The sequence below is a fragment of the Enterovibrio norvegicus DSM 15893 genome (assembly GCF_900115495.1).
GTDB classification, from domain to species: domain Bacteria; phylum Pseudomonadota; class Gammaproteobacteria; order Enterobacterales; family Vibrionaceae; genus Enterovibrio; species Enterovibrio norvegicus.
Window position 1 is genome coordinate 1 of sequence record NZ_FOWR01000060.1, and the last position, 19,257, is coordinate 19,257.

Sequence of the window (19,257 nt, forward strand, 5' to 3'; positions counted from 1 at the left end):
GGAGGAAGTTCCCCTTTGGTATCAGGAAAAGCCAACTCAAGTTGGTCACAAACATTCTGAATCGAGCGATTGCGCAGTAATCCAATCCCTAAAACTAGCCAAACAGCCTGCTCAGCGGGAAAGCGACGTTTACGCAAAGAAGCGCGTCCGGTTTGTTTGACTGCTTCTTCAACCCACTCAAGAGGAATGTGTTTAGAGAATGCGTTGATAGGGTGGTCTTGGCAAAACTCAGCGGTGATGTGTAACTCTTTCAAAAACTCAGACATAAAAAATCGGCCTCAACAATGTTGAGGCCGATTATGAAGCCTGCGTAGGATCGTTCAATGACTTAAAACGATCGGCATTAGGGCGATCCCCGGCTTTCGATGGATCAGTGAAATGAATTATTCGCCTTTTAAGAAGGCCAAATCTAACGCGATAAATGCGTTTAACAAATCACCGGATGCTTTGTAGAACCCAAAGGCATCGTATTTATGGAGGGCCTGGCAGAACATATCAATCCATGGCAGCACCATGGTTTCAAGAAATGCTTGTTGCTCTTGCATCAGAGCTTCTTGCTTTGCTTCGTCCGGTTCGGCGTTCGCCATTACGATCAAATTGCCCATAAAATCTAAAACGACCGCGAGATGATCAAACGGCTCGTTAAAGTCTTTACGTTGTGCAATGCCGTACTTCTCCATCCATTGCCCCATTTCTTGCGCAGGTTTGTCGTTCAACAAACCACTTTCACCGATGTACATGGAGGCGTAAGGCAGGGCGCCGGTTTTCGGCGTGCTAAGGAACAAACCACAGAAATCAGCGGCCAGTTCTAGCTGTGCATCATCACGCGATTTCAATGATGTTAATGCTTCACGAAACGACGCGATCGGTGCTTTGAGTTCGTCGGTCATGGCGAGCACGGAATAATAGTTATCCATGTCACCGCCATGATAATTGTTGAGATCTTCTTGCGTTAGCTCGGTAGCGAACAGGGAAGACATCCACCAGTAAAATTCGGCGCGTTGTTCGTTGATGGCGATAAATTCTTGCATTGTCATTCCGTTGTTAGGGAAGGGCAGAGAGACGATGAGTGTTTACGAAGACAAGTGTATATAAGTTCGAGTAAAAAAGGGCAGCTAAGCTGCCCTTTTTCTTCACACTGTCTCTTATGCGATATCCATCGCTGGGAACAGTGGGTTCACGTCGTCTATCGCGATTGGGCCGCTAAAGCCCGTTACTGCTGGTACTTGACCTGTGAACTTCTCGATCTCAACCAATGCAGTGTGTGCAGAGGTTGCTTGCGCCAGTTTAGACGTGCCGATATCAACCGTCAGTACGTTTGGATCGCCGTAAGTACACAGTGTGCCCGGCTTACCGCCTTCCAGTGGTGCATACCATGCGCCTTCGTGGATGCGGCAAACGCCTGATTTGTAGTCGTCAGTCACCACAGCGCCAGCCAGTACTTGGCCACGGTCGTTAAATACACGAACGATGTCGCCAGACACAATGCCGCGAGCTTTCGCATCAGCAGTGCTGATGTAACAAGGCTCACGATCCGCTACCGCGTAAGTACCACGGTGCTCGTCAGACGAACACAGCTGCGAGTGCAGACGGTGGTTCGGGTGACAGCTTTGCAGGTGGATCGGGAATGTTTTCGACTTAGGACCGCCATGGCTACGCTCAACTTTTTCGAACCACATTGGGTGGCCCTGACAGTCGTCGTATCCCATGTCAGCGATAGTCTTACAGTAAATCTCGATCAACCCTGTTGCTGTGCCGAGTGGCTCAAGGTCTGGTTCGTTACGGAACGCTTGGTGGCGAACCCACTCTGAACCTTCAGGGAAGCTGATGAATTGCTCTTCTTCCCAGAATTTCACGAAGTTCGGCATACGCACACCGATACCACGGCCTTGTAGGCGGGCACCGTTGTAGATTTCTTCAATCCATTCCATCTTGGTCTTGCCGCCAGTGAAGGCTTCTTCACGGTCGAAGCGCGTACACAATTCACGGAAGATGTCGAAGTCATCTTTTGATTCAAACATCGGCTCAACGATTTGTTTCATCGCGATGATGCCTTTGTTCGAGTGGTTACCAAACTGCTCGATGTCGTTACGTTCGTAAGTGGTGGTCGCAGGCAGAACGATATCCGCGAAGCGACACGTTGCAGTCCACTGATGTTCAACGCTAACCACGGTTTCCAGATTACGCCACGCTTTGATCATACGGTTACGATCTTGGTGGTGGTGGAACGGGTTGTTACCACAGAAGATAGCCATCTTCATGTGTGGGAACTTCACGGTGTGACCGTTGAAATCAATGCTCGTGCCCGGGTTCTCAATACAGTCAACAAAACGTGCAACAGGGATGTACGTTGAGTAACCGTTGTAGCTGCCGCTGTGAATTGGATCAACGCCAGTCACAGAGCTGAAACCAGACATCAATGGACCTGCAGACGTAACGGTACCCGCATCGTTGTAGTGCCAACCGAAGCCGAAACCGCCACCGGGTAGACCGATTTGGCCCAGCATTGCTGCCAGAACCACGATCATCCACGCGTATTGTTCGCCGTGCTGCATACGCTGCAAACACCAGCCTGCGATGATTTGGGTACGACCATTTGCCATGGTGCGCGCCAATTCGCGAATTTGGTCCGCAGGGATGCCACAAATTCCTGCCGCCCACTCAGGTGTTTTCGCAACGCCATCTTTCTCACCCAATAGGTAAGGCAGGAATTGGTCGAAACCTGTGGTGTAGTCAGCAAGGAATTGCTCATCGTGCAATTTCTCTGTGTACAGCGTGTGCGCGATAGCCAGCATCAACGGCACGTCAGTTTGTGGGTTAACCGCAACCTGATTGCCACCGAAGAACTTGTAAGATTCGTTCTTCACTGGGTCAACGTGGATAACGTTGATTTCGCCGTTTTTCACTTTCTCAGCAAGCTGCTGGTAGTAACCGTAAACGCTGTGATCTGGGATCAACCAACCGACTTGTAGGTTTTTGATTGGGTCAGAACCCCAGATAACGATGTTCTTTGCGTTCTCTAGCACCAAAGGCCAAGAGGTTTGCTGCTCGTACACTTCCATTGCGCCTGCAACGTAAGGAAGAACAACTTGTGCTGAACCGGTTGAGTAGTCACCCATTTTCGCAAGGTAAGTACCGTGCAGGCTGATTGCGCGCTGCATCATGGTACCTGCGGTGTTTAGCTTACCGCATGACTGCCAACCCGAGTGACCCGCATACAATGCGCTTGGGCCGTAAGAGGTTTGAACACGCTCTAGTTCGTGGTGGAAGAAGTCCAGTGCTTGTGACCATGGCACGCGCACAAAACGGTTGTCACCGCGTTGTGTGGTGTCAGATTTCCAACCGTGCTTCAGCCAATCGATACGTACCATTGGGTACTTAACACGAGAAGGGTTGTATACCACTTCGCGTACGCCGTTCAGCATAGACGTTGGGTGCGGGTCGTTTTCGAACGCGACAGTGTCGATCCAAATGCCGTTTTCTACTTTCGCGCGGAATGCACCCCAGTGTGAACCGTGGATCACGTCACCAGAGAAGGTGTTTTTCGCGTCGGTAGCTGCCATCGCTGAGCGAGGTGCAAGCAGGCTGCTGCCGATCGCAACACCCGCACTTGCGGTTAGCATGCCTGATAGAAAGCGACGGCGAGATATGCCCTGAACGTGTTTTTCAGTCGCCATTTAGGAATCCTTATTCTTTAATCTTTATTGGGCAGGTGCGATGCACCTGCCGAGATATTCTTTAGTGCGAGTCAGCAAATGCTGATCAGTGCGCGCCTGCACCGCCGGTGTCACTACCGTGGTTCTGCAGATATTTCAGCAGAGTACGTTCTTCTGTTTTATTCAGACGGTAGTAAGCGCTCATCGCTTTCAGGCTCGAAATCCAGCCGTTTGCGGTGAAGTGACCAGGTGCCGGTGCTGCGTGACACGAGTTACACGTAGACGCGTACATTTCTGATGCGTAATCCCATACAGGTTCGATGCTGTCGAGTAGGCCGTCTTTAGTCACCCACGCTTCAACAGCCACGTTTTTCCATGACATGTTGGTTGCAGCGTCAACTTGCTCAGACATCACTACTTCGGTTGCTTTCACGTCGCCACGAACGGTTGCTTTGAATACACGTTTGCCCATGTACTCTGTCATCACACGGCCTTTACCGTTGGTTTCGATCCAACCTTCAACGCGGATTTTCAGCATATCGCCTTGTTCTTCAAGCACGATAACTTCAGACGCTGGAAGCAGTTGGCCTTCCACTTTGCCAGTCGCGTCAGCATTGGCGAATAGGCTCTTCTCGCTCAGCGAGTAAAGTTTCTTCGCACCAGCAGGTGCAACCGCAGAGGCAGTAAGGGTTTCAAACGTTTTACGGAAACCACCCGCCATGTTTGGCAATTCGTGCGCGATACCTTTATGGCATTCAACACACGCCATGTTTTCTTTCGCAGCAGGGATCATCTCTTTCATTGCTTGAACAGATTGCTTGCTGTGATCCATGGCGTCGTAGGAGTGACAGGTCGTACAGGTTTTGTAGTTCTCGTCAGCCATGCGATCCCACACTTTCTGTGCGAGCTCTAAGCGGTGTTCTTCAAATTTCTCAGGCGTATCGATTTTGCCAGTGATGAAGTGGTGGTATAGGTCGGTTGCAGCACCCATTTTGCGCCACACTTTACCCACGAAGTCTTTTGGTTGGTGACAATCCACACACTCAGCGCGAATGCCTTTCGCATTGCTGTAGTGGATAGACTGTTTATATTCCTCGTAGTTTTGCTGCATCGTGTGGCACGACGTACAGAACTCAGTACTCGAGAAAACCTCAAAGGTTTTGTTCATTGCAATCACACCGGAGATCGCAATAACGGCACCGACCAGTACCAGCGCAATGATTGGGTACTTGCGGCTAGGTTTCATCAGCTTTTGAAATAGCTTTTTCATAAAAATGGATACACCCATAGAGTTTTGCGCAGCCAAACAGTGGAGAGTTCTTTCCTCTAGGTCTTGAGAAACAGCCTGCTCACTTTAGCTACATGTTTTTGATGCGTTATTTCGTGTCGCGCATGTTAACGATCGGATGTGAATATGGTTACGCACACAAATGAACGGAATGGGGCGAGTTGTGAAAGGATGTGAACAGGGATTTTGGAAAAGTCGTTGCGCGGTGTATGCGTGCTTCTAAAAGTGCCGAAAATGTTGCGATCTGACACAAAATGCAAACTTGGTCGTGATGAGTCTCACGAATATCGAGTGACCTTCGTCATAGTAATGTGCAATAACCATGATATATATCAAAAAAAGCGACACTTTAGGTGGTACAGTGCGCTCCTTCGTGACGATTTGTGAACAGGGGCGACGTGAGCTATCACATTCTGGTCGTAGATGATGAAGTAGTGACCCGCACTATGGTGAGCGGATACTTCGAAAATCAGGGATATAAAGTCAGTCAGGCTGCTGACGGAAAGGGATTGCACAACATAATGAAAGAACACCATGTTGATGTGGTTTTGTTGGATATTAACCTCCCTGGTGCTGACGGCTTGATGTTAACAAGAGAGCTCAGAAGCCAATCAGATGTAGGCATTATTCTGGTAACCAGTCGTACTGATGCCATTGACCGTATTGTCGGCCTTGAAATGGGGGCGGATGACTATGTCACCAAACCGATTGAACTGCGTGAACTTCTTGTTCGTGTGAAAAACTTGCTTTGGCGCATTTCTCGTAGCCATAAAGTGGCCAATGTCGAGAGTTTGCGGAAGGAAGATGATAAAATCATGACCTTCAGTGGCTGGACGTTCGACATTAACCGTCGTGCGCTGACAAACAGCACCGACGCCGTTAAGCTCACCAAAGCTGAATATGAAATGCTGGTCGCGTTCACTGCAAACCCTAACAGGGTGCTCAGTCGAGAACGCATTTTGAATTTGATCAGTCACCGTGTTGATGCACCCAATGACCGTACAGTCGATGTGCTCGTGCGTCGCTTACGCAATAAAATAGAGGTAGATCCTAAGAAGCCTCAGGTGTTTATTACAGTACACGGTGAAGGATACATGTTTGCGGGCATTTAGTGACACCGCAAACAATGAGAGAACTATGAACTACATACCCTTTGAAGACTACAAACGTAAGTGGATTTTCACTCATCAATCCATGCCTGTGGCGGAAGAAGACCGTGCTGAAATAAAGCCGATGTCTGAAGATCGCGGTGCGCAGGCGTGGCGTGATTTTGTGAGCAAGCAAAGCCCGACGCCGGATCATTTTGGTAAGGGTGATTGGGCCATCATGAGCAGCGTTTGGGAAATCGAAGATAATTGGATGAACCCATGGGAAGAAGAAGCCGATCTTCCTGAAAGCGTAACGGCGTTTTTCAACATGGAAGACAATGGTGTTGTGTATTTTTGTTATGACAAAAATAACGTCATCGAAACTCGCTGGGGAACGTTCAGGAAATACTGGAAGAACTTCTTGTTTTACGATGATAAACCGCTACTCATTTCCAAGAAGAAGAAAGAAGTGGCGATGTTTGAGCAGAGCGGTGTGGTGAAGCTGGGTAAGAGACCTTAGTCGGCGAGCGTACTAGATTACGAGATTGTGAGATTACGAGATTGTGAGATTGCGAGATTGCGAGATTGCGAGATTACGAGATTGCGAGATTACGAGATTGCGAGATTGCGAGATTACGAGATTACGAGATTACGAGATTACGAGATTACGAGATTACGAGATTGTGAGATTACGAGATTACGAGACTGTAAGATTACGAGACTAGAGACTAGAGACTAGAGACTAGAGACTCAAAACTCGAAACTCGAAACTCGAAACTCGAAACAAAAAGGCAGGAAGTGTTCACTTCCTGCCTTTTTTAATTCATACGGTAATCTTATTGATGCGGCTTATTTGTAAAACGCTTCAACAGTACCTTTTAGGGTTATCAGAAGCGGTTGGCCGCGACGGTCTAGTGCTTTCGGTGACGGGATCTTCACCCAACCTTCGCTGATGCAGTATTCTTCAACGTCGAAACGCTCTTTGCCATTCAGCAGAATACCGATGTTGTATTCAAAGCACTCAGCAACGTGGTGTGGGCTGCGTGGGTTGCCTGATAGGCGATCAGGTAGCGTTGGTTGTGAAGTAGCGTCGTTCATAGTCATGACCTGTAAATTAAATAAAAAAAGCGCGTTATTGTAAGCAATATCCAGAACTAATAAAGCACAAATAGCGCTATACCCAAACAACGTGAAGATGCAGGACTCAGCGAGCTTTACTGACGTTGTGATCAAAGCGTCCCTTTGCCGATGTAGTGAGCGCCATCAAAAAGGGACAATACCGAGCATAGCGTCAGTAAACTCGCCAGAAGGGAGACCCTCAGAGCGTCCACTTCATCGTTAAATCCCTGTGAAATAGAATGACTATTCCTGCAAGAATTTGCCTTGAATTGAACACTCTGACGGCCTCTGACATCGAGCATTTTCAGGTTGCTTGGGTATACATATAAGCCGTCGCAGAGAAAGCAACCCGTTCAGTGTGCGTTGGGTTGAGGCTTATTAGCACTTTTCCCTCGACATACTTTCCTTGTTCACCAATACGAAATCAAAAAACCTCGTTGCCCGTGCGTTCACCTTTTTCAAAGGCGGTCAGGTTGGATAATGTCGTTTGAGCAATGTTCCCCAACGCTTCTTCTGTTAAGAAAGCTTGGTGCCCCGTAAATAGCACGTTGTGACAGGCGGAAAGACGACGGAAAACGTCATCTTGAATCACATCATTCGATTTATCTTCAAAGAACAGATCTTGTTCGTTCTCATACACATCAACGCCGAGTGAGCCGATTCTGCGGCTTTTCAAACCGTCAATCGCGTCTTGTGAATTAATCAATCCCCCGCGGCTGGTGTTAATGATCATCACGCCATCCTTCATTTTCGCAAACGCTTCTTTATCCAGCATGTGATAGTTTTCGCGCATGAGTGGGCAGTGAAGCGTTATGACATCCGATTGTGCATAGAGTGCGTCTAACGAGACATAGGTTGCGCCCAATGCAATGGCATCTTGGTTCTCGAACGGATCGTGAACCAAGATATTCATGCCCAGACCTTTTAAAATGCGGATGGTCGCCACACCAATGCGTCCTGTGCCGACAACACCGACTGTTTTGCCGTGGAAGTTAAACCCTGTTAATCCTTCAAGATTGAAGTTCGCATCACGCGTGCGCTGGTAAGCGCGGTGCACGTGGCGGTTGAGGCTCAGCATCAATGCCAAGGTGTGCTCTGCGATGGATTCAGGCGAATAGGCGGGCACACGCACAATTTGAAGACCGAGCGATTGCGCGGCATCCAAGTCAACTTTGTCATAGCCCGCGCAACGCATGGCGATGACTTTTACGTCGTGGGTCGCCAGTTCTGTAAGCACTTCTGCATCGAGATCGTCATTCACAAAGGCACAGATAGCGTCAAAATCTGACGACAGTTTGGCGGTTTGTGCGGTGAGGCGAAAATCAAAGTAGGTAAGGTCGTGCTTGTAATTGGCGTTGTATGTGTCGAGGGACTGTCTGTCGTAAGACTTGGTACTGAAAACGGCAACCTTCATGATGACTCCCTTTGAGGGTTTGAATGCGACTGAGTATTACGTCATAAGGAAGTGAAATGGTTTCACTACGAGAAAGATGGGCGAAGGGAAGGGTGTTTTCAACCATGTAACCGAAGAAAAACGAGGAATGCGTGCTACATGATGAATGTTTGTACGATTTTGATGGGTGGAATGGATATGACGGTTTTATCGCGTCATCTTTTCATCTGGCATGTAATTTGCTGCTATTTTTGTTATTGCCGCCTCGACATTGCCGCTTTTCCGACGTGATGACGAGCGTTTCATAAACAAAAGGATTTAGCATGAAATCGCTAAGGATTGTTGCTGTTTCAGCCATTTTACTCTCAGGTTGTAGTTACGTATCAACATACGGTGTGCACGCGAAGTTGCTGGGGGCAGAACACCAAATCATCGAGTGCCAGTATGAAGCGGCACTGGATACCTTGCAGCGATTCACTGTCGTGGGCTCGAACAAAGAGAAACAACACGCTTTCGAATACATGGGCGTGATCTATCAAGAAAAGATGGACCTTGAAGCATTTAATCACACGGTTGACCGATTTTTATTCAGTGACATGGGCCGAGGAAAAGACCGCGCAATGGTGATCACTGAGTGGAATGAAAAGCGTCGCGTGCTGCGAGAGCAACGTGTAATGGCGATAGGACAAGCAGAATGCGCGACGAACTTTGCTGCCCCATCATGATGACATCACAGAAAAGCCGTGATCCTGTTTCCATCCTTTTAGGTGAGTCGCATTTTTTTTCATCCTATTAATAGATAAAGAAACTTTCCTGTTTACCTCACAGTTTTCTTATTCATCAAGTACTAAATTAACCGCGTGTTCAAAATCAGTCAGTAATGCAAGGCCGCCACTTACCGACTGATTCTGAACCAAAAGACTTTCATTTCTTTCTGTTTGGTTCTATCAACTGAAAGGAATAAATGAGAGGGCAACCATCGGGTTGTCAGCTTAAAACACGAGAGAAACCAGCTCCGGTATTGGCCTACCGTGCTGGTTTTTTTCATTTCTGCCCTCTGAGTTTCTTTGTCGCACTATGAATAGCGATAAGGCTTGCCAGCTTGTTCCATCACACTTGCGTATTGTTTAAAGATATCGACAACCTGCTTCGCTCGTGGACTGGTTTCTGCCACTTCATCCCAGAACTTATAAGCTTCAAGTTCGACCTGTCGCCACTCTTCATCCGGGATGGTCGTTAACTGCATTTTCGTGCCACTGGTGCGAAGTTTTGCTTCCCCGCCCCAATACCAGTGCTGACGATAGTAGTGAGAGCTGTCCATCATCATATTGAACAAGATCTTTAAGTGTTCGGGTAATGCGTCCCACCGTTCCGAATTGGCAAAAAACGACCCGCACCAAGCACCGGAGATATTATTGGTGAGGAAGTAGTTAGTCACGTCAGCCCACCCAACGGTGTAATCTTCCGTAATGCCTGACCACGCAATGCCATCTAACTCGCCGGTTTGAACAGCAACTTCCACGTCTTCCCATGGAAGGGTGACAGGAATAACGCCAAAGCGCGTCAAAAAGCGGCCAGCGGTAGGGAAGGTGAAGATGCGTTTACCTTTCAAGTCAGCGAGACTTCGAATGGGCTCCACCGTCGCAAAATGACAAGGGTCCCATGAGCCTGCACTGAGCCACGTCACGCCTTTGACTTCGCCATAGGCTTCTTGCCAGATTTCCTTGAGACCATATTCTTCAAACAACACAGGCACATCTAAGCTGTATCGCGTGGCGAAAGGGAAATACCCCCCAAAGACGGAAACGTCGACGGGTGCGGCAATGGAGTCATCATCGCTTTGAACGGCATCGATGGTGCCTCGTTGCATCGCGCGGAACAACTCACCAGTTGGCACCAATTGGTCTGCGTAATACAGTTCAATCACCATTTCACCATTTGCTGCAATGTTGAACGCATCCACAGCCGGTTTGATGACGTGTTCGGCCAATGCCGGACCTGCATACGTTTGCAATCGCCATTTGATCGGCTCTTTGGCCGAGACCACGGCGGGTGCGCCTAACACTGCTGTGGCGCTCGTTGCGCCAACAATGCCTGCTTTTTTCAAAAAGTCGCGTCTGTTACTCATCGCTATGTCCTTATTTCACGTTGTTGTACTACGCACATCCATGTCACCAGATGCGCTTAACTCAATGACTGTAGGAGCTCATCATTTGCATCGACTGCTTCATCGAAAGTGTCAACGACTGTAGTGCCATTCCGGCAACCACAGCGCCACTTGTGGGAATGCCATGACTATGACCAACGCGAACATCATGATGAAAACAAACGGAATAATGGAACGATAGATGTCTTTAAGGCTAATCTCTGGTGGCGCCATGGCCCGCATTAAGAAGAGGTTGTAGCCAAACGGTGGTGTCATGTAGGCGATTTGACAGGTGATGGTGTAAAGCACGCCATACCAAATCAAATCGAAACCAAGGAGTTTTACTAACGGCACGTAGAGTGGAGCGACAATGACCAACATGGCGGTGTCGTCCAAAAACGTCCCCATCACTAAATAGGAGAGCTGCATGAGGATCAAAATTTCCCAGGGGCTTAAACCCAAGCGATTGACAAACAAGGCTTCGATGGCTTTGACGGCACCAAGGCCATCAAATACTGCACCAAAACACAGGGCGGCAAGAATGATCCACATGAACATGCAGCTGACTGAAAGGGTTTTTCGCAGTGTATTTTCCATCACATCTTTGGTTAAACGACGCTTTATGATGGCGGCCAATGTGGCAGCCAATGCGCCCACCGCTGAGCTTTCGACCAAGCTGGTCACGCCCAGCAAGAATAAGCCCGTCATCGAGAAGAAAATACCCAGGGGTAAGATGCCCGCCCGCAGCAATTTGAGTTTCTCTGCCAAAGGCACATTGCGCTCTTCTTTTGATAACGCTGGGCCAAGTTGTGGCTGCATTTTGCAGCGAACAACAATGTAGATAATGAACATGGTTGCCATCATCAAGCCGGGGAACACGCCTGCTAACCAAAGTTTGCCGACCGGTTGTCGCGCAATCATGCCATACAGCACAAGCACGACGCTTGGCGGCACGAGAATACCGAGCGAACTGCCTGCTTGAATCACCCCCGTGACCATGATCTTGTCATAGCCTCGCCGTAACAGTTCGGGCAAGGCAATACTGGCACCAATCGCCATGCCTGCCACACTGAGCCCGTTCATGGCCGATACTGCCACCATCAGCAAAATGGTTCCGATGGCAAGCCCGCCATGTATCGGGCCCATCCAGACATGGAACATTTTATAGAGGTCTTCAGCGATACCTGACTCGGAGAGCATGTACCCCATGAAGATGAACAAAGGCAGTGTCAGCAGCGGGTACCATTTCATCAATTTCATGGCGGCGCCAAAGGCAATCTCAGACCCGCCATCACCCCATAGCAGCAAAGAGGCAATCACTGCGACAGACCCGATGGCGGCGAATACGCGCTGTCCAGTCAGCAGCATCAGCATCATGGACGAGAACATCAACAGGGCGATCAGTTCATAACTCATTGGTTGTTCTCCTGATGTGTATTCTCTTTGTTGTCGGTAGAATTTTTGTCAATGCTCGGCATCCGTAACGTGGCAATATCTTTGAGCAAGACGGCGGTGGCTTGCAATATCATCAAGAAGATAGCGATGCACATGGTGGTTTTTATTGGCCACATATATGGTCGCCACGCAGAGTAACTGCGTTCGCCATATTCAAACGCATACGTGGTGCTTGAAATGCCGCCGTAAAGCAATACACCGAGATAGACCATGAGAAAGAGAACAGTAAAGCAATCAACGAGGGTTTTTGTGCGAGGCGACCAATCACCGTAGAGTAAATCCATCCGCACGTGTCCGTTGAGCTGCATGGAATAAGGCCCACCCAGCATGTAGTAAGCCACCATGGCAAATTGTGCCATTTCCAGTGTCCACAATGAGGGGAAGAAAAAGGTTTTAGAGATCGAGGAATAGACCAACACGCCAAGCATGACGAAAATCAGATACATGGCGAATCGACCAACGTAGTAGTTAATCGATTCAACAAATCGTACATAGGCCGCCAATGGCGAAGGCAGATAATCCAACGTTCTGTTGGCTTCATCCTGTGATATCTGCATTGTGTACTCCTGTTCTCACGATACTGATAAGTTGACAAACGTTAAGATTTGGCAGCGCTATGACGAAGAAATGCCAGCATCCAGGCTGTTACGCGTTCGCTGTCTGCGTGACGTGAAAGCGATGTTTGACCCGCTGAAATAACGTCTTTGGGAATACGATCACGCCGAAACTCCATTAAGTCGTGAGAATATTCACGGCTAAATTCTGGATGACCTTGAATGGCCAAGAAGTTGCCGCCCACGGTATACATCGATATGGGACAGAAGGCATTGCCCGCTAAGGGTTTGCTGTCGGGTGGCAAGATGGACACTTGGTCTTGATGGCTGACGACCAATGAAAAATTGTGAACATTGGGGTCAATCCAGCTTTCAGCTTGAGTGATGTCATCTTTCAGGAATGCGCTGGTGGCGATACCCACGCCCCAGCCATTCGTTGAACGTTCAACTTCACCGCCCAATGCTTGTGCCATCATTTGATGACCAAAGCAGATTCCGACAGTGGGTTTTTTAAGGGTATAAAGCGTAAGCACAAAGGCTTCAAAGCGTTTGATCCATGCCAGATCATCGTAAACGCTATAGCGGCTCCCTGAGATTATGTAACCATCGCATTCATCGATGTCTGAGGGATATTGTCCTTCCATAACGCGATAAAACGTCAGAGAGAGCGAGGGATCCGCTTTCAACAAAATCGATTCAAACATGTTGGGGTAGTTCAGATGGTCAACCTGAAGTTCAGGTGTCACATCGTCGCAGAGCAATACACCGATTCTCATGCGTTTCCCTCACTGATTCGCTGTTTACGTGCTTTGGCGATGGCAAGTCGTTACTGCGACTTGGCTCCCACTAGCTCAAATAATTGCCATTCACTGCGTTCATGAAGAGCAGGCTGTACTCTTCTGCACTCAAGGCGATGGGGTTGCCCCCTGCTGATGGGTCTTTCACGGACATTTGTCCGACCAGAGCCGCGTCTTCCACCGAGATGCCTATCTCACTCAATTGATGGGGGATACCCAGTTCTTCTCGCAGTTCAATGACCCATGCAAGAACGGTATCCGTGCCCGTTCCTTTGCGTTCTAATCCAAGATAATTGGAAAGGCGGCCCATTTTTTCTTCAATTTCATTGCGGTTGGCATTGAGAACATACGGCATCAAAATGGCGTTAAGCAGTCCATGGTGGCTGTTGTATAGCGCGCCTAACGTGTGGGCGAGTGCATGCATCGCACCTAGGCCTTTTTGGAAGGCTGTTGCTCCCATGCTTGAGGCCACCAAAAGCTGCATGCGGGCGTCACAGTCATTTCCATGTTTAAACGCTGTCGGAAGGTACTCTTTCACCAAGCGGATGCCTTCAATAGCGATACCTTCAGCCATGGGATGAAAGCTCGGCGAACACAGTGCTTCAAGGTTATGGGACAGGGCATCCATGCCAGTTGCAGCGGTTATTGAAGCGGGGAGTTCAAGGGTCAGTTCTGGATCCAGGATGACGTGTTTTGGCACCATGTTCGGATGAAAAATAATGACTTTCCGCTTTTGGCCTTCATGGGTAATGACCGATGCACGACCGACTTCGGAACCTGTGCCGGCAGTGGTTGGAATAGCAATAATGGGCGCTATGGCATCCGGGTTGGCGCGAAGCCAGTTATCGCCCACATCTTCAAAATCCCAGAGTGGATGTGACTGGCAAGCAGAAAGTGCAATGGCTTTGGCACAATCCAACGCTGAGCCACCGCCAAGCGCAATCACACCATCATGTTGCCCTTCGACAAAAACAGCATTTCCATCTTCGACATTCTGGCCGGTCGGGTTGCCTTGTACGTGGCTAAATAAAGCCACTTCAAGTCCTGCATTTGTGCACAAGTTGATGGCGGTTTGTGTCATTGACAAAGCCGCGATACCCGGATCTGTCACTAACAATGGATTGCGCATCCCAAGGTTTAAACATGCATCGGGCAAGGTCGAAAGTGCGCCCTCGCCAGTAACCATGGCGGTTGGGTAGTGCCAAACTGACAAACTCATACTCTCGACTCCTAGCGTTTAAAATGAAAAGATTTAGGACGGGTTAAATGCTCAAACCCAATCTGAGAGAGAGTGCAACCGCGTCCGCTGTTTTTGATGCCCACCCAAGCAAGTGCGGGGTCGAGATAATCACAGCGGTTTAGAAAGACGGTACCGGCTTCCACCTGATCAGCAAGGTATTCACCACGTGATTCATCTTCGGTGAAAATAGCTGCTGTCAGGCCAAACTCACTGTCATTCATGAGCGAGATGGCTTCGTCGTCATCGCGAACGGCTTGAATACCCAAAATAGGCCCGAAAGATTCTTCCGTCATTACACGCATGGAGTGATCGACATTGACCAACAGTTGAGGCGCGAGATAGGGCGTTCCTTGCTGACTTGCAGAAAATAACTCCTCATTAATGAGTGCTTTCGCACCATGCTGAACGGCTTCTTGGCTTTGCCCTCTCACAAAATCGGCGGCCGCTGTTTTTACCAGTGGGCCCATGGTGGTGTCAGGGTTGTCAGGGCGACCTAATCGATAATTGGTCACAAGTTCAATCGACTTAGCAACCACATCGTCAAACACGCTGTGGTGAACATATAAACGTTCCATGCCACAACATGATTGACCGGAATTAAAGAAGGCCCCATCAATCACGGTGTCGACGGCGTTGTTAATGTCTGCATCTTTGCGGATATAGGCGGGGTCTTTCCCTCCTAGCTCAAGGCCGACACTGATAAATCGTCCTGCGGCAGCGCGTTCAACAACAGCGCCGCCAGGCACTGAACCGGTAAACGCGACATGGCGAATTTGAGGATGCTGTATCACAGATTCTGTATCAGCATGGGTGAGGTGCAGGTATTGAAACACGCCTTCTGGCAGGCCAGCTTCGGTGAACGCTGCCACCATTCTTTCCGCGCAAAGTGGTGTTTGAACCGAATGTTTCAGCAACACGGTATTCCCAGCAAGCAGCGCGGGGACAATGGCATTGACGGCGGTGAGGTAGGGGTAGTTCCAGGGTGCAACGACAAATACGGTCCCCAGAGGAACGCGTTTGATGTAGCGCTTAAAGCCCGCCTTTTGTGGCAAATGGATAGGCGCTAATGCTTCAGGCGCGATGTCTATCATGTGCAAGGCACGTTCTTCGAACCCCGCGACTTCGCCTTTTGTATACGCGATAGGGCGACCCATCATCCATGTGATTTCTTCAGCAATTGCTTCACCTTGGCTGACGAAAATTTCAACAGCTTTTCGACACAGGGCTTGCTTGGTATCCAGTGAGAGGTCTTGCCAATGTGCTTGCGCACTCTTTGCCTTTTCAAGTGCATCATTGATTTGATTGGCGTCGGCAAATCTATCATCAACATACACACTGCCATCTATCGGCGAAATGGTTTGAAAACGTTCCATGTCAGTTCCTTTGTTTGGGAGTCACCACCCGCAGTTGTGATACCACTGCGGGAACGAGAATGTTCAAAGGGATCTAGATAATTTCGAAGTAGCGGTCGAGCTCCCAATCCGTGACATGTTTACGGAACTCACGCTCCTCCCATTCTCGTGACGCGGCGAAATGTTCAACGAAAGCCTCGCCAAGCATGCTTTTCGCCGCATCTGAAGATTTGAAACGCTGAGCGGCTTCCCAAAGTGTGCTCGGAAGCTGAAGTTCTGAGGGGTGATCTTGTTCATAGGCATTGCCCACAATACGCTCGGTGGGTTCCATCTTGTGTTCAATGCCGTACAAGCCAGATGCGAGAGCGGCGGCGAGGGCGAGATAGGGGTTAGCATCTGCAGCCCCTAACCGGTATTCAATGCGCTGAGATTTTTCAGAACCCGGAATGACACGTAAAGATGTGGTGCGATTTTCAACGCCCCACGTTGCGGTTGTCGGTGCCCAAAACCCCGGGATCATGCGCGAATAACTATTAATGGTTGGCGCAATCATGCAGAGGAACTCTGGCATGAGTTTTTGTTGTCCCGCCAAAAAATGTCGCTGAATGTCACTCATGTTTAGCTCGGCGTTTTCATCGTAAAACGCACTTTTCCCACTGGCTTTTTCTCTGAGAGATACATGAATGTGGCCGCTCTGGCCGGGATAGTCGTTTGTCCATTTCGCCATGAAGGTGGCCATCATTTCATTTTTCTGGGCGAGCACTTTCATGTAGGTCTTAAAGAGCGCGGCTTTATCTGCTGCATCTTTCGCGTTGTCGTAGGTGAGAGCAGCTTCAATGACGCCGGGGCCTGTTTCAGAATGGATACCTTCGATGGGGAAGTCCATGGATTCACCCATCGCGAGTATCGCTTTGTACAACCCTGAATAGGTGGAGTTGCGGATCATGGAATACCCGAACCAGTCAGGTGTGATGGTGCGGAGATTTCGAAAGCCTTTCTCCCTTGCAGAGTGTGGGGTTTCGTCGAACAGGAAGAATTCATATTCCAATGCCGCGTAAGCATCAAAGCCCATCGCTGCGGCTTTTTCTAATACACGGCGCAGCGTGGCACGCGGACAGACAGCTTCTGCGTCACCTTCAAATTCAGCGATAAAGAGCAACATGCCATCTTCATCTAACACTTCACGGCAGGTATCGGGAAGAACTCTTGCGCCAGCATCCGGGTAGCCTGTGTGCCATCCTGTGAATTTGGCATTGTCGTAGAGTTGGTCTTTGACATCCCAACCTAAAACGACATCACAGAAAGCGAAACCGCTATCGAGCGAAGAAAAGAACTTATCTTTCGACATGTATTTGCCGCGCATGACGCCATCATTGTCAAACAAGCCCACTTTGACGTGCGTGAGTTTGCGTTCTTCGATGATCTTTTTCGCATCCGCTGCTGTTTTTACGTCGCGCGCTTCCATTCTTGCTCCTTACTCATATCTGTAATGCGTCACTGGATCAGTGTTCACAACGATAGCCGAATAGGTGACGGTGAATTTTCAATGGCAAACTGTGTTGCTGTGCTTGTTTCGTTTGTTTGTCTCGCTGTATTTGTCTCTAGGTGCCAGTCTCGCCGAAAACGTGCCTCGTCGAGTATTCGTTTCGTTGTAAAACCAAGGATAGGAGATGACGTTGACGTTCGGCTACAACAATCACATTGAGTAAGACAAGACTATAAGCAGAGGTAATAGTGTTACCACGGTCAAGGCTATGAAAACTTCCCAACGCGGATTTTTCCGTCTAACCAGGGGTAATGCTGGTGGATTTTCGCAAGGAAGTGTTGCCGGAGAATAGTGCAGCTTCCTTCAGCAAGTAAGTCCGGCAAATCACCCAGTTCATTTCGTCGCGCGATCAGCGTTAAGTATCTATAAAAAATGTCTTTTTCTGGAAGAGGAAGGCAGCAGAGTTGATGACGAAACACCTCGCCCTGCATCAAACAAAGGGGGGTAATCAGTGCCCAGCCGAGGCCTTGCGCAACCGCTGATAAGACGGCAAACGTATTGTCGAATTGCATTCTATCGGGCACGTCCAAGCCTTGTTGATGCAGATACGTTTCAATCGACTTACCGATAAGACTTTGTTTGCTATATCGAACCATGTCCAAGCGTTTGCTTAGTGCAAGTAGCGACTTGCATGATTGAGCATGCTCTGAATGAAATTGCTTGGGTAACACCAAAACAAAGGGTTCTTTGAGGATTTGGTGCCGACGTAAGTTTTCCTGATTTTCGAGCGTATCATCAGAAATAATAATATCGAGGTTTCGACTGAGTAAGCCTTGCTGATGAAGATGTGAATAGCCCGTGCTCATGGTCCAGTTTTCGGTGTGCTTTTTGACAGTATCAATAATGGGCTTTCCGACCGTGGAAGCGAGCGAATCAACCATGGCGATCCGCACCAAATGAAGGCTATCAAAACTGCCTTTGGTCACGACATGCTGGGTTTTCTTTGCTTGTTCGAGAAGGTGGACGGATTGGTCATAGAAATACCGCCCTGCAACGGTGAGCTCAACAGGACGGACACTACGATCAAGTAGTTTTACGCCGAGATTACTTTCTAGCTGAGCAAGGATTTGTGAAACAGCAGATTGAGAAATGTCTAACTGTAATGAGGCTGCGGTCATGTTGCCTGCTTTGGCGGTGGTGATAAACACTTCCAACGATTTTAATTCAAAGCCTAGCGATCGCATGGATGTCTCCTACTTCAATGACACCTATAAAACATCACAGTAAGAAGACTAGCAGTTACTTAACAAAAGAGGCGTATACACTTTAAAGAGTAGAGCCGACGAATGCCGGCTCTGAATAGCCACCGACTTGATAGACACCCCTGAGTTAGACATGATAACTAACAGAGAGGTGTTTATGAGTGGTAAGAGATTTCCAGAAGAATTCAAAATTGAAGCGGTAAAGCAGGTCACCGAAAAAGGCCACCGTGTCGCGGATGTTGCCCATCGTTTAGGGACAACAACGCACAGCCTATATGCGTGGATAAAACGCTACGGCCCTGATGCTTCTCATCATCAAGCCAAGTCTGATGAAAGCGAAGAAATTCGTCGCCTCAAAAAGGAGCTGAAACGCGTCACAGAAGAGCGCGACATATTGAAAAAAGCCGCGGTGTACTTCGCA

General features: G+C 48.8%; 18 protein-coding genes. 4 read left to right on the top strand and 14 right to left on the bottom strand.

What is annotated here, in order from left to right; all coding sequences use genetic code 11:
• From BM082_RS22970 to torC, 4 genes are all read right to left on the bottom strand, one after another.
• On the bottom strand, positions 1-266 hold a 266-nt coding region (locus BM082_RS22970; RefSeq protein WP_208862552.1), incomplete at its 3' end, for a transposase domain-containing protein.
• Between the two features lie 117 nt (positions 267-383).
• The gene (torD, locus tag BM082_RS22975) at positions 384-1,031 is read right to left on the bottom strand and encodes a molecular chaperone TorD (RefSeq protein ID WP_074928787.1); all 648 of its coding nucleotides are present in this window, start codon (positions 1,029-1,031) and stop codon (positions 384-386) included.
• Positions 1,032-1,145: 114 nt separating this feature from the next.
• Positions 1,146-3,677 carry a trimethylamine-N-oxide reductase TorA gene (gene torA / locus BM082_RS22980; protein ID WP_074928789.1) on the bottom strand — a complete coding sequence of 844 codons (2,532 nt, stop codon included), beginning with the start codon at positions 3,675-3,677 and terminating at the stop codon, positions 1,146-1,148.
• A gap of 85 nt (positions 3,678-3,762) precedes the next feature.
• Positions 3,763-4,926: a pentaheme c-type cytochrome TorC gene (gene torC / locus BM082_RS22985; RefSeq protein ID WP_422111077.1), complete on the bottom strand. Its 1,164-nt coding sequence runs from the start codon at positions 4,924-4,926 to the stop codon at positions 3,763-3,765.
• 416 nt (positions 4,927-5,342) lie between these two features.
• Here torC and torR point away from each other — a divergent pair, with 416 nt between their 5' ends.
• Positions 5,343-6,056, top strand: a complete 714-nt coding sequence (gene torR / locus BM082_RS22990) for a two-component system response regulator TorR (protein ID WP_026024588.1) — start codon at positions 5,343-5,345, stop codon at positions 6,054-6,056.
• 25 nt (positions 6,057-6,081) lie between these two features.
• Positions 6,082-6,552, top strand: coding sequence for a DUF2947 domain-containing protein (locus BM082_RS22995; protein WP_017013768.1), 471 nt, complete (start codon positions 6,082-6,084; stop codon positions 6,550-6,552).
• A gap of 329 nt (positions 6,553-6,881) precedes the next feature.
• On the opposite strand, the gene BM082_RS23000 is transcribed toward BM082_RS22995, so the two are convergent.
• Together BM082_RS23000 and BM082_RS23005 are read right to left on the bottom strand one after the other, a co-directional pair.
• Complete coding sequence (locus BM082_RS23000; RefSeq protein ID WP_017009999.1) at positions 6,882-7,130, bottom strand: DUF3297 family protein; 249 nt, start codon at positions 7,128-7,130, stop codon at positions 6,882-6,884.
• A 445-nt stretch (positions 7,131-7,575) separates the two neighbouring features.
• Positions 7,576-8,565, bottom strand: a complete 990-nt coding sequence (locus BM082_RS23005; RefSeq protein ID WP_074928791.1) for a 2-hydroxyacid dehydrogenase — start codon at positions 8,563-8,565, stop codon at positions 7,576-7,578.
• Between the two features lie 302 nt (positions 8,566-8,867).
• On the opposite strand from BM082_RS23005, the gene BM082_RS23010 reads away from it, so the two are divergent.
• Positions 8,868-9,269, top strand: coding sequence for a hypothetical protein (locus BM082_RS23010; RefSeq protein WP_017009997.1), 402 nt, complete (start codon positions 8,868-8,870; stop codon positions 9,267-9,269).
• Positions 9,270-9,619: 350 nt separating this feature from the next.
• Here the strand turns inward: BM082_RS23010 and BM082_RS23015 are convergent, their stop codons facing one another.
• The 8 genes from BM082_RS23015 to BM082_RS23050 form a co-directional block, all read right to left on the bottom strand.
• Positions 9,620-10,672, bottom strand: coding sequence for a TRAP transporter substrate-binding protein (locus BM082_RS23015; protein ID WP_017009996.1), 1,053 nt, complete (start codon positions 10,670-10,672; stop codon positions 9,620-9,622).
• A gap of 111 nt (positions 10,673-10,783) precedes the next feature.
• On the bottom strand, positions 10,784-12,106 hold the full coding sequence (locus tag BM082_RS23020) for a TRAP transporter large permease (RefSeq protein ID WP_017009995.1): 1,323 nt from the start codon (positions 12,104-12,106) through the stop codon (positions 10,784-10,786).
• On the bottom strand, positions 12,103-12,702 hold the full coding sequence (locus tag BM082_RS23025; protein ID WP_017013765.1) for a TRAP transporter small permease subunit: 600 nt from the start codon (positions 12,700-12,702) through the stop codon (positions 12,103-12,105). The genes BM082_RS23020 and BM082_RS23025 overlap by 4 nt, the downstream gene beginning before the upstream one ends.
• A gap of 41 nt (positions 12,703-12,743) precedes the next feature.
• Complete coding sequence (locus BM082_RS23030) at positions 12,744-13,475, bottom strand: GMP synthase (RefSeq protein ID WP_017013764.1); 732 nt, start codon at positions 13,473-13,475, stop codon at positions 12,744-12,746.
• 70 nt (positions 13,476-13,545) lie between these two features.
• Positions 13,546-14,715, bottom strand: coding sequence for an iron-containing alcohol dehydrogenase (locus BM082_RS23035; protein ID WP_017009992.1), 1,170 nt, complete (start codon positions 14,713-14,715; stop codon positions 13,546-13,548).
• Between the two features lie 11 nt (positions 14,716-14,726).
• Complete coding sequence (locus BM082_RS23040; RefSeq protein WP_074928793.1) at positions 14,727-16,109, bottom strand: aldehyde dehydrogenase family protein; 1,383 nt, start codon at positions 16,107-16,109, stop codon at positions 14,727-14,729.
• Positions 16,110-16,182: 73 nt separating this feature from the next.
• Positions 16,183-17,553, bottom strand: coding sequence for a glutamine synthetase family protein (locus BM082_RS23045; protein ID WP_074928795.1), 1,371 nt, complete (start codon positions 17,551-17,553; stop codon positions 16,183-16,185).
• A 287-nt stretch (positions 17,554-17,840) separates the two neighbouring features.
• On the bottom strand, positions 17,841-18,818 hold the full coding sequence (locus tag BM082_RS23050; RefSeq protein ID WP_074928798.1) for a LysR family transcriptional regulator: 978 nt from the start codon (positions 18,816-18,818) through the stop codon (positions 17,841-17,843).
• 175 nt (positions 18,819-18,993) lie between these two features.
• On the opposite strand from BM082_RS23050, the gene BM082_RS23055 reads away from it, so the two are divergent.
• On the top strand, positions 18,994-19,257 hold a 264-nt coding region (locus BM082_RS23055; protein ID WP_074928800.1), incomplete at its 3' end, for an IS3 family transposase.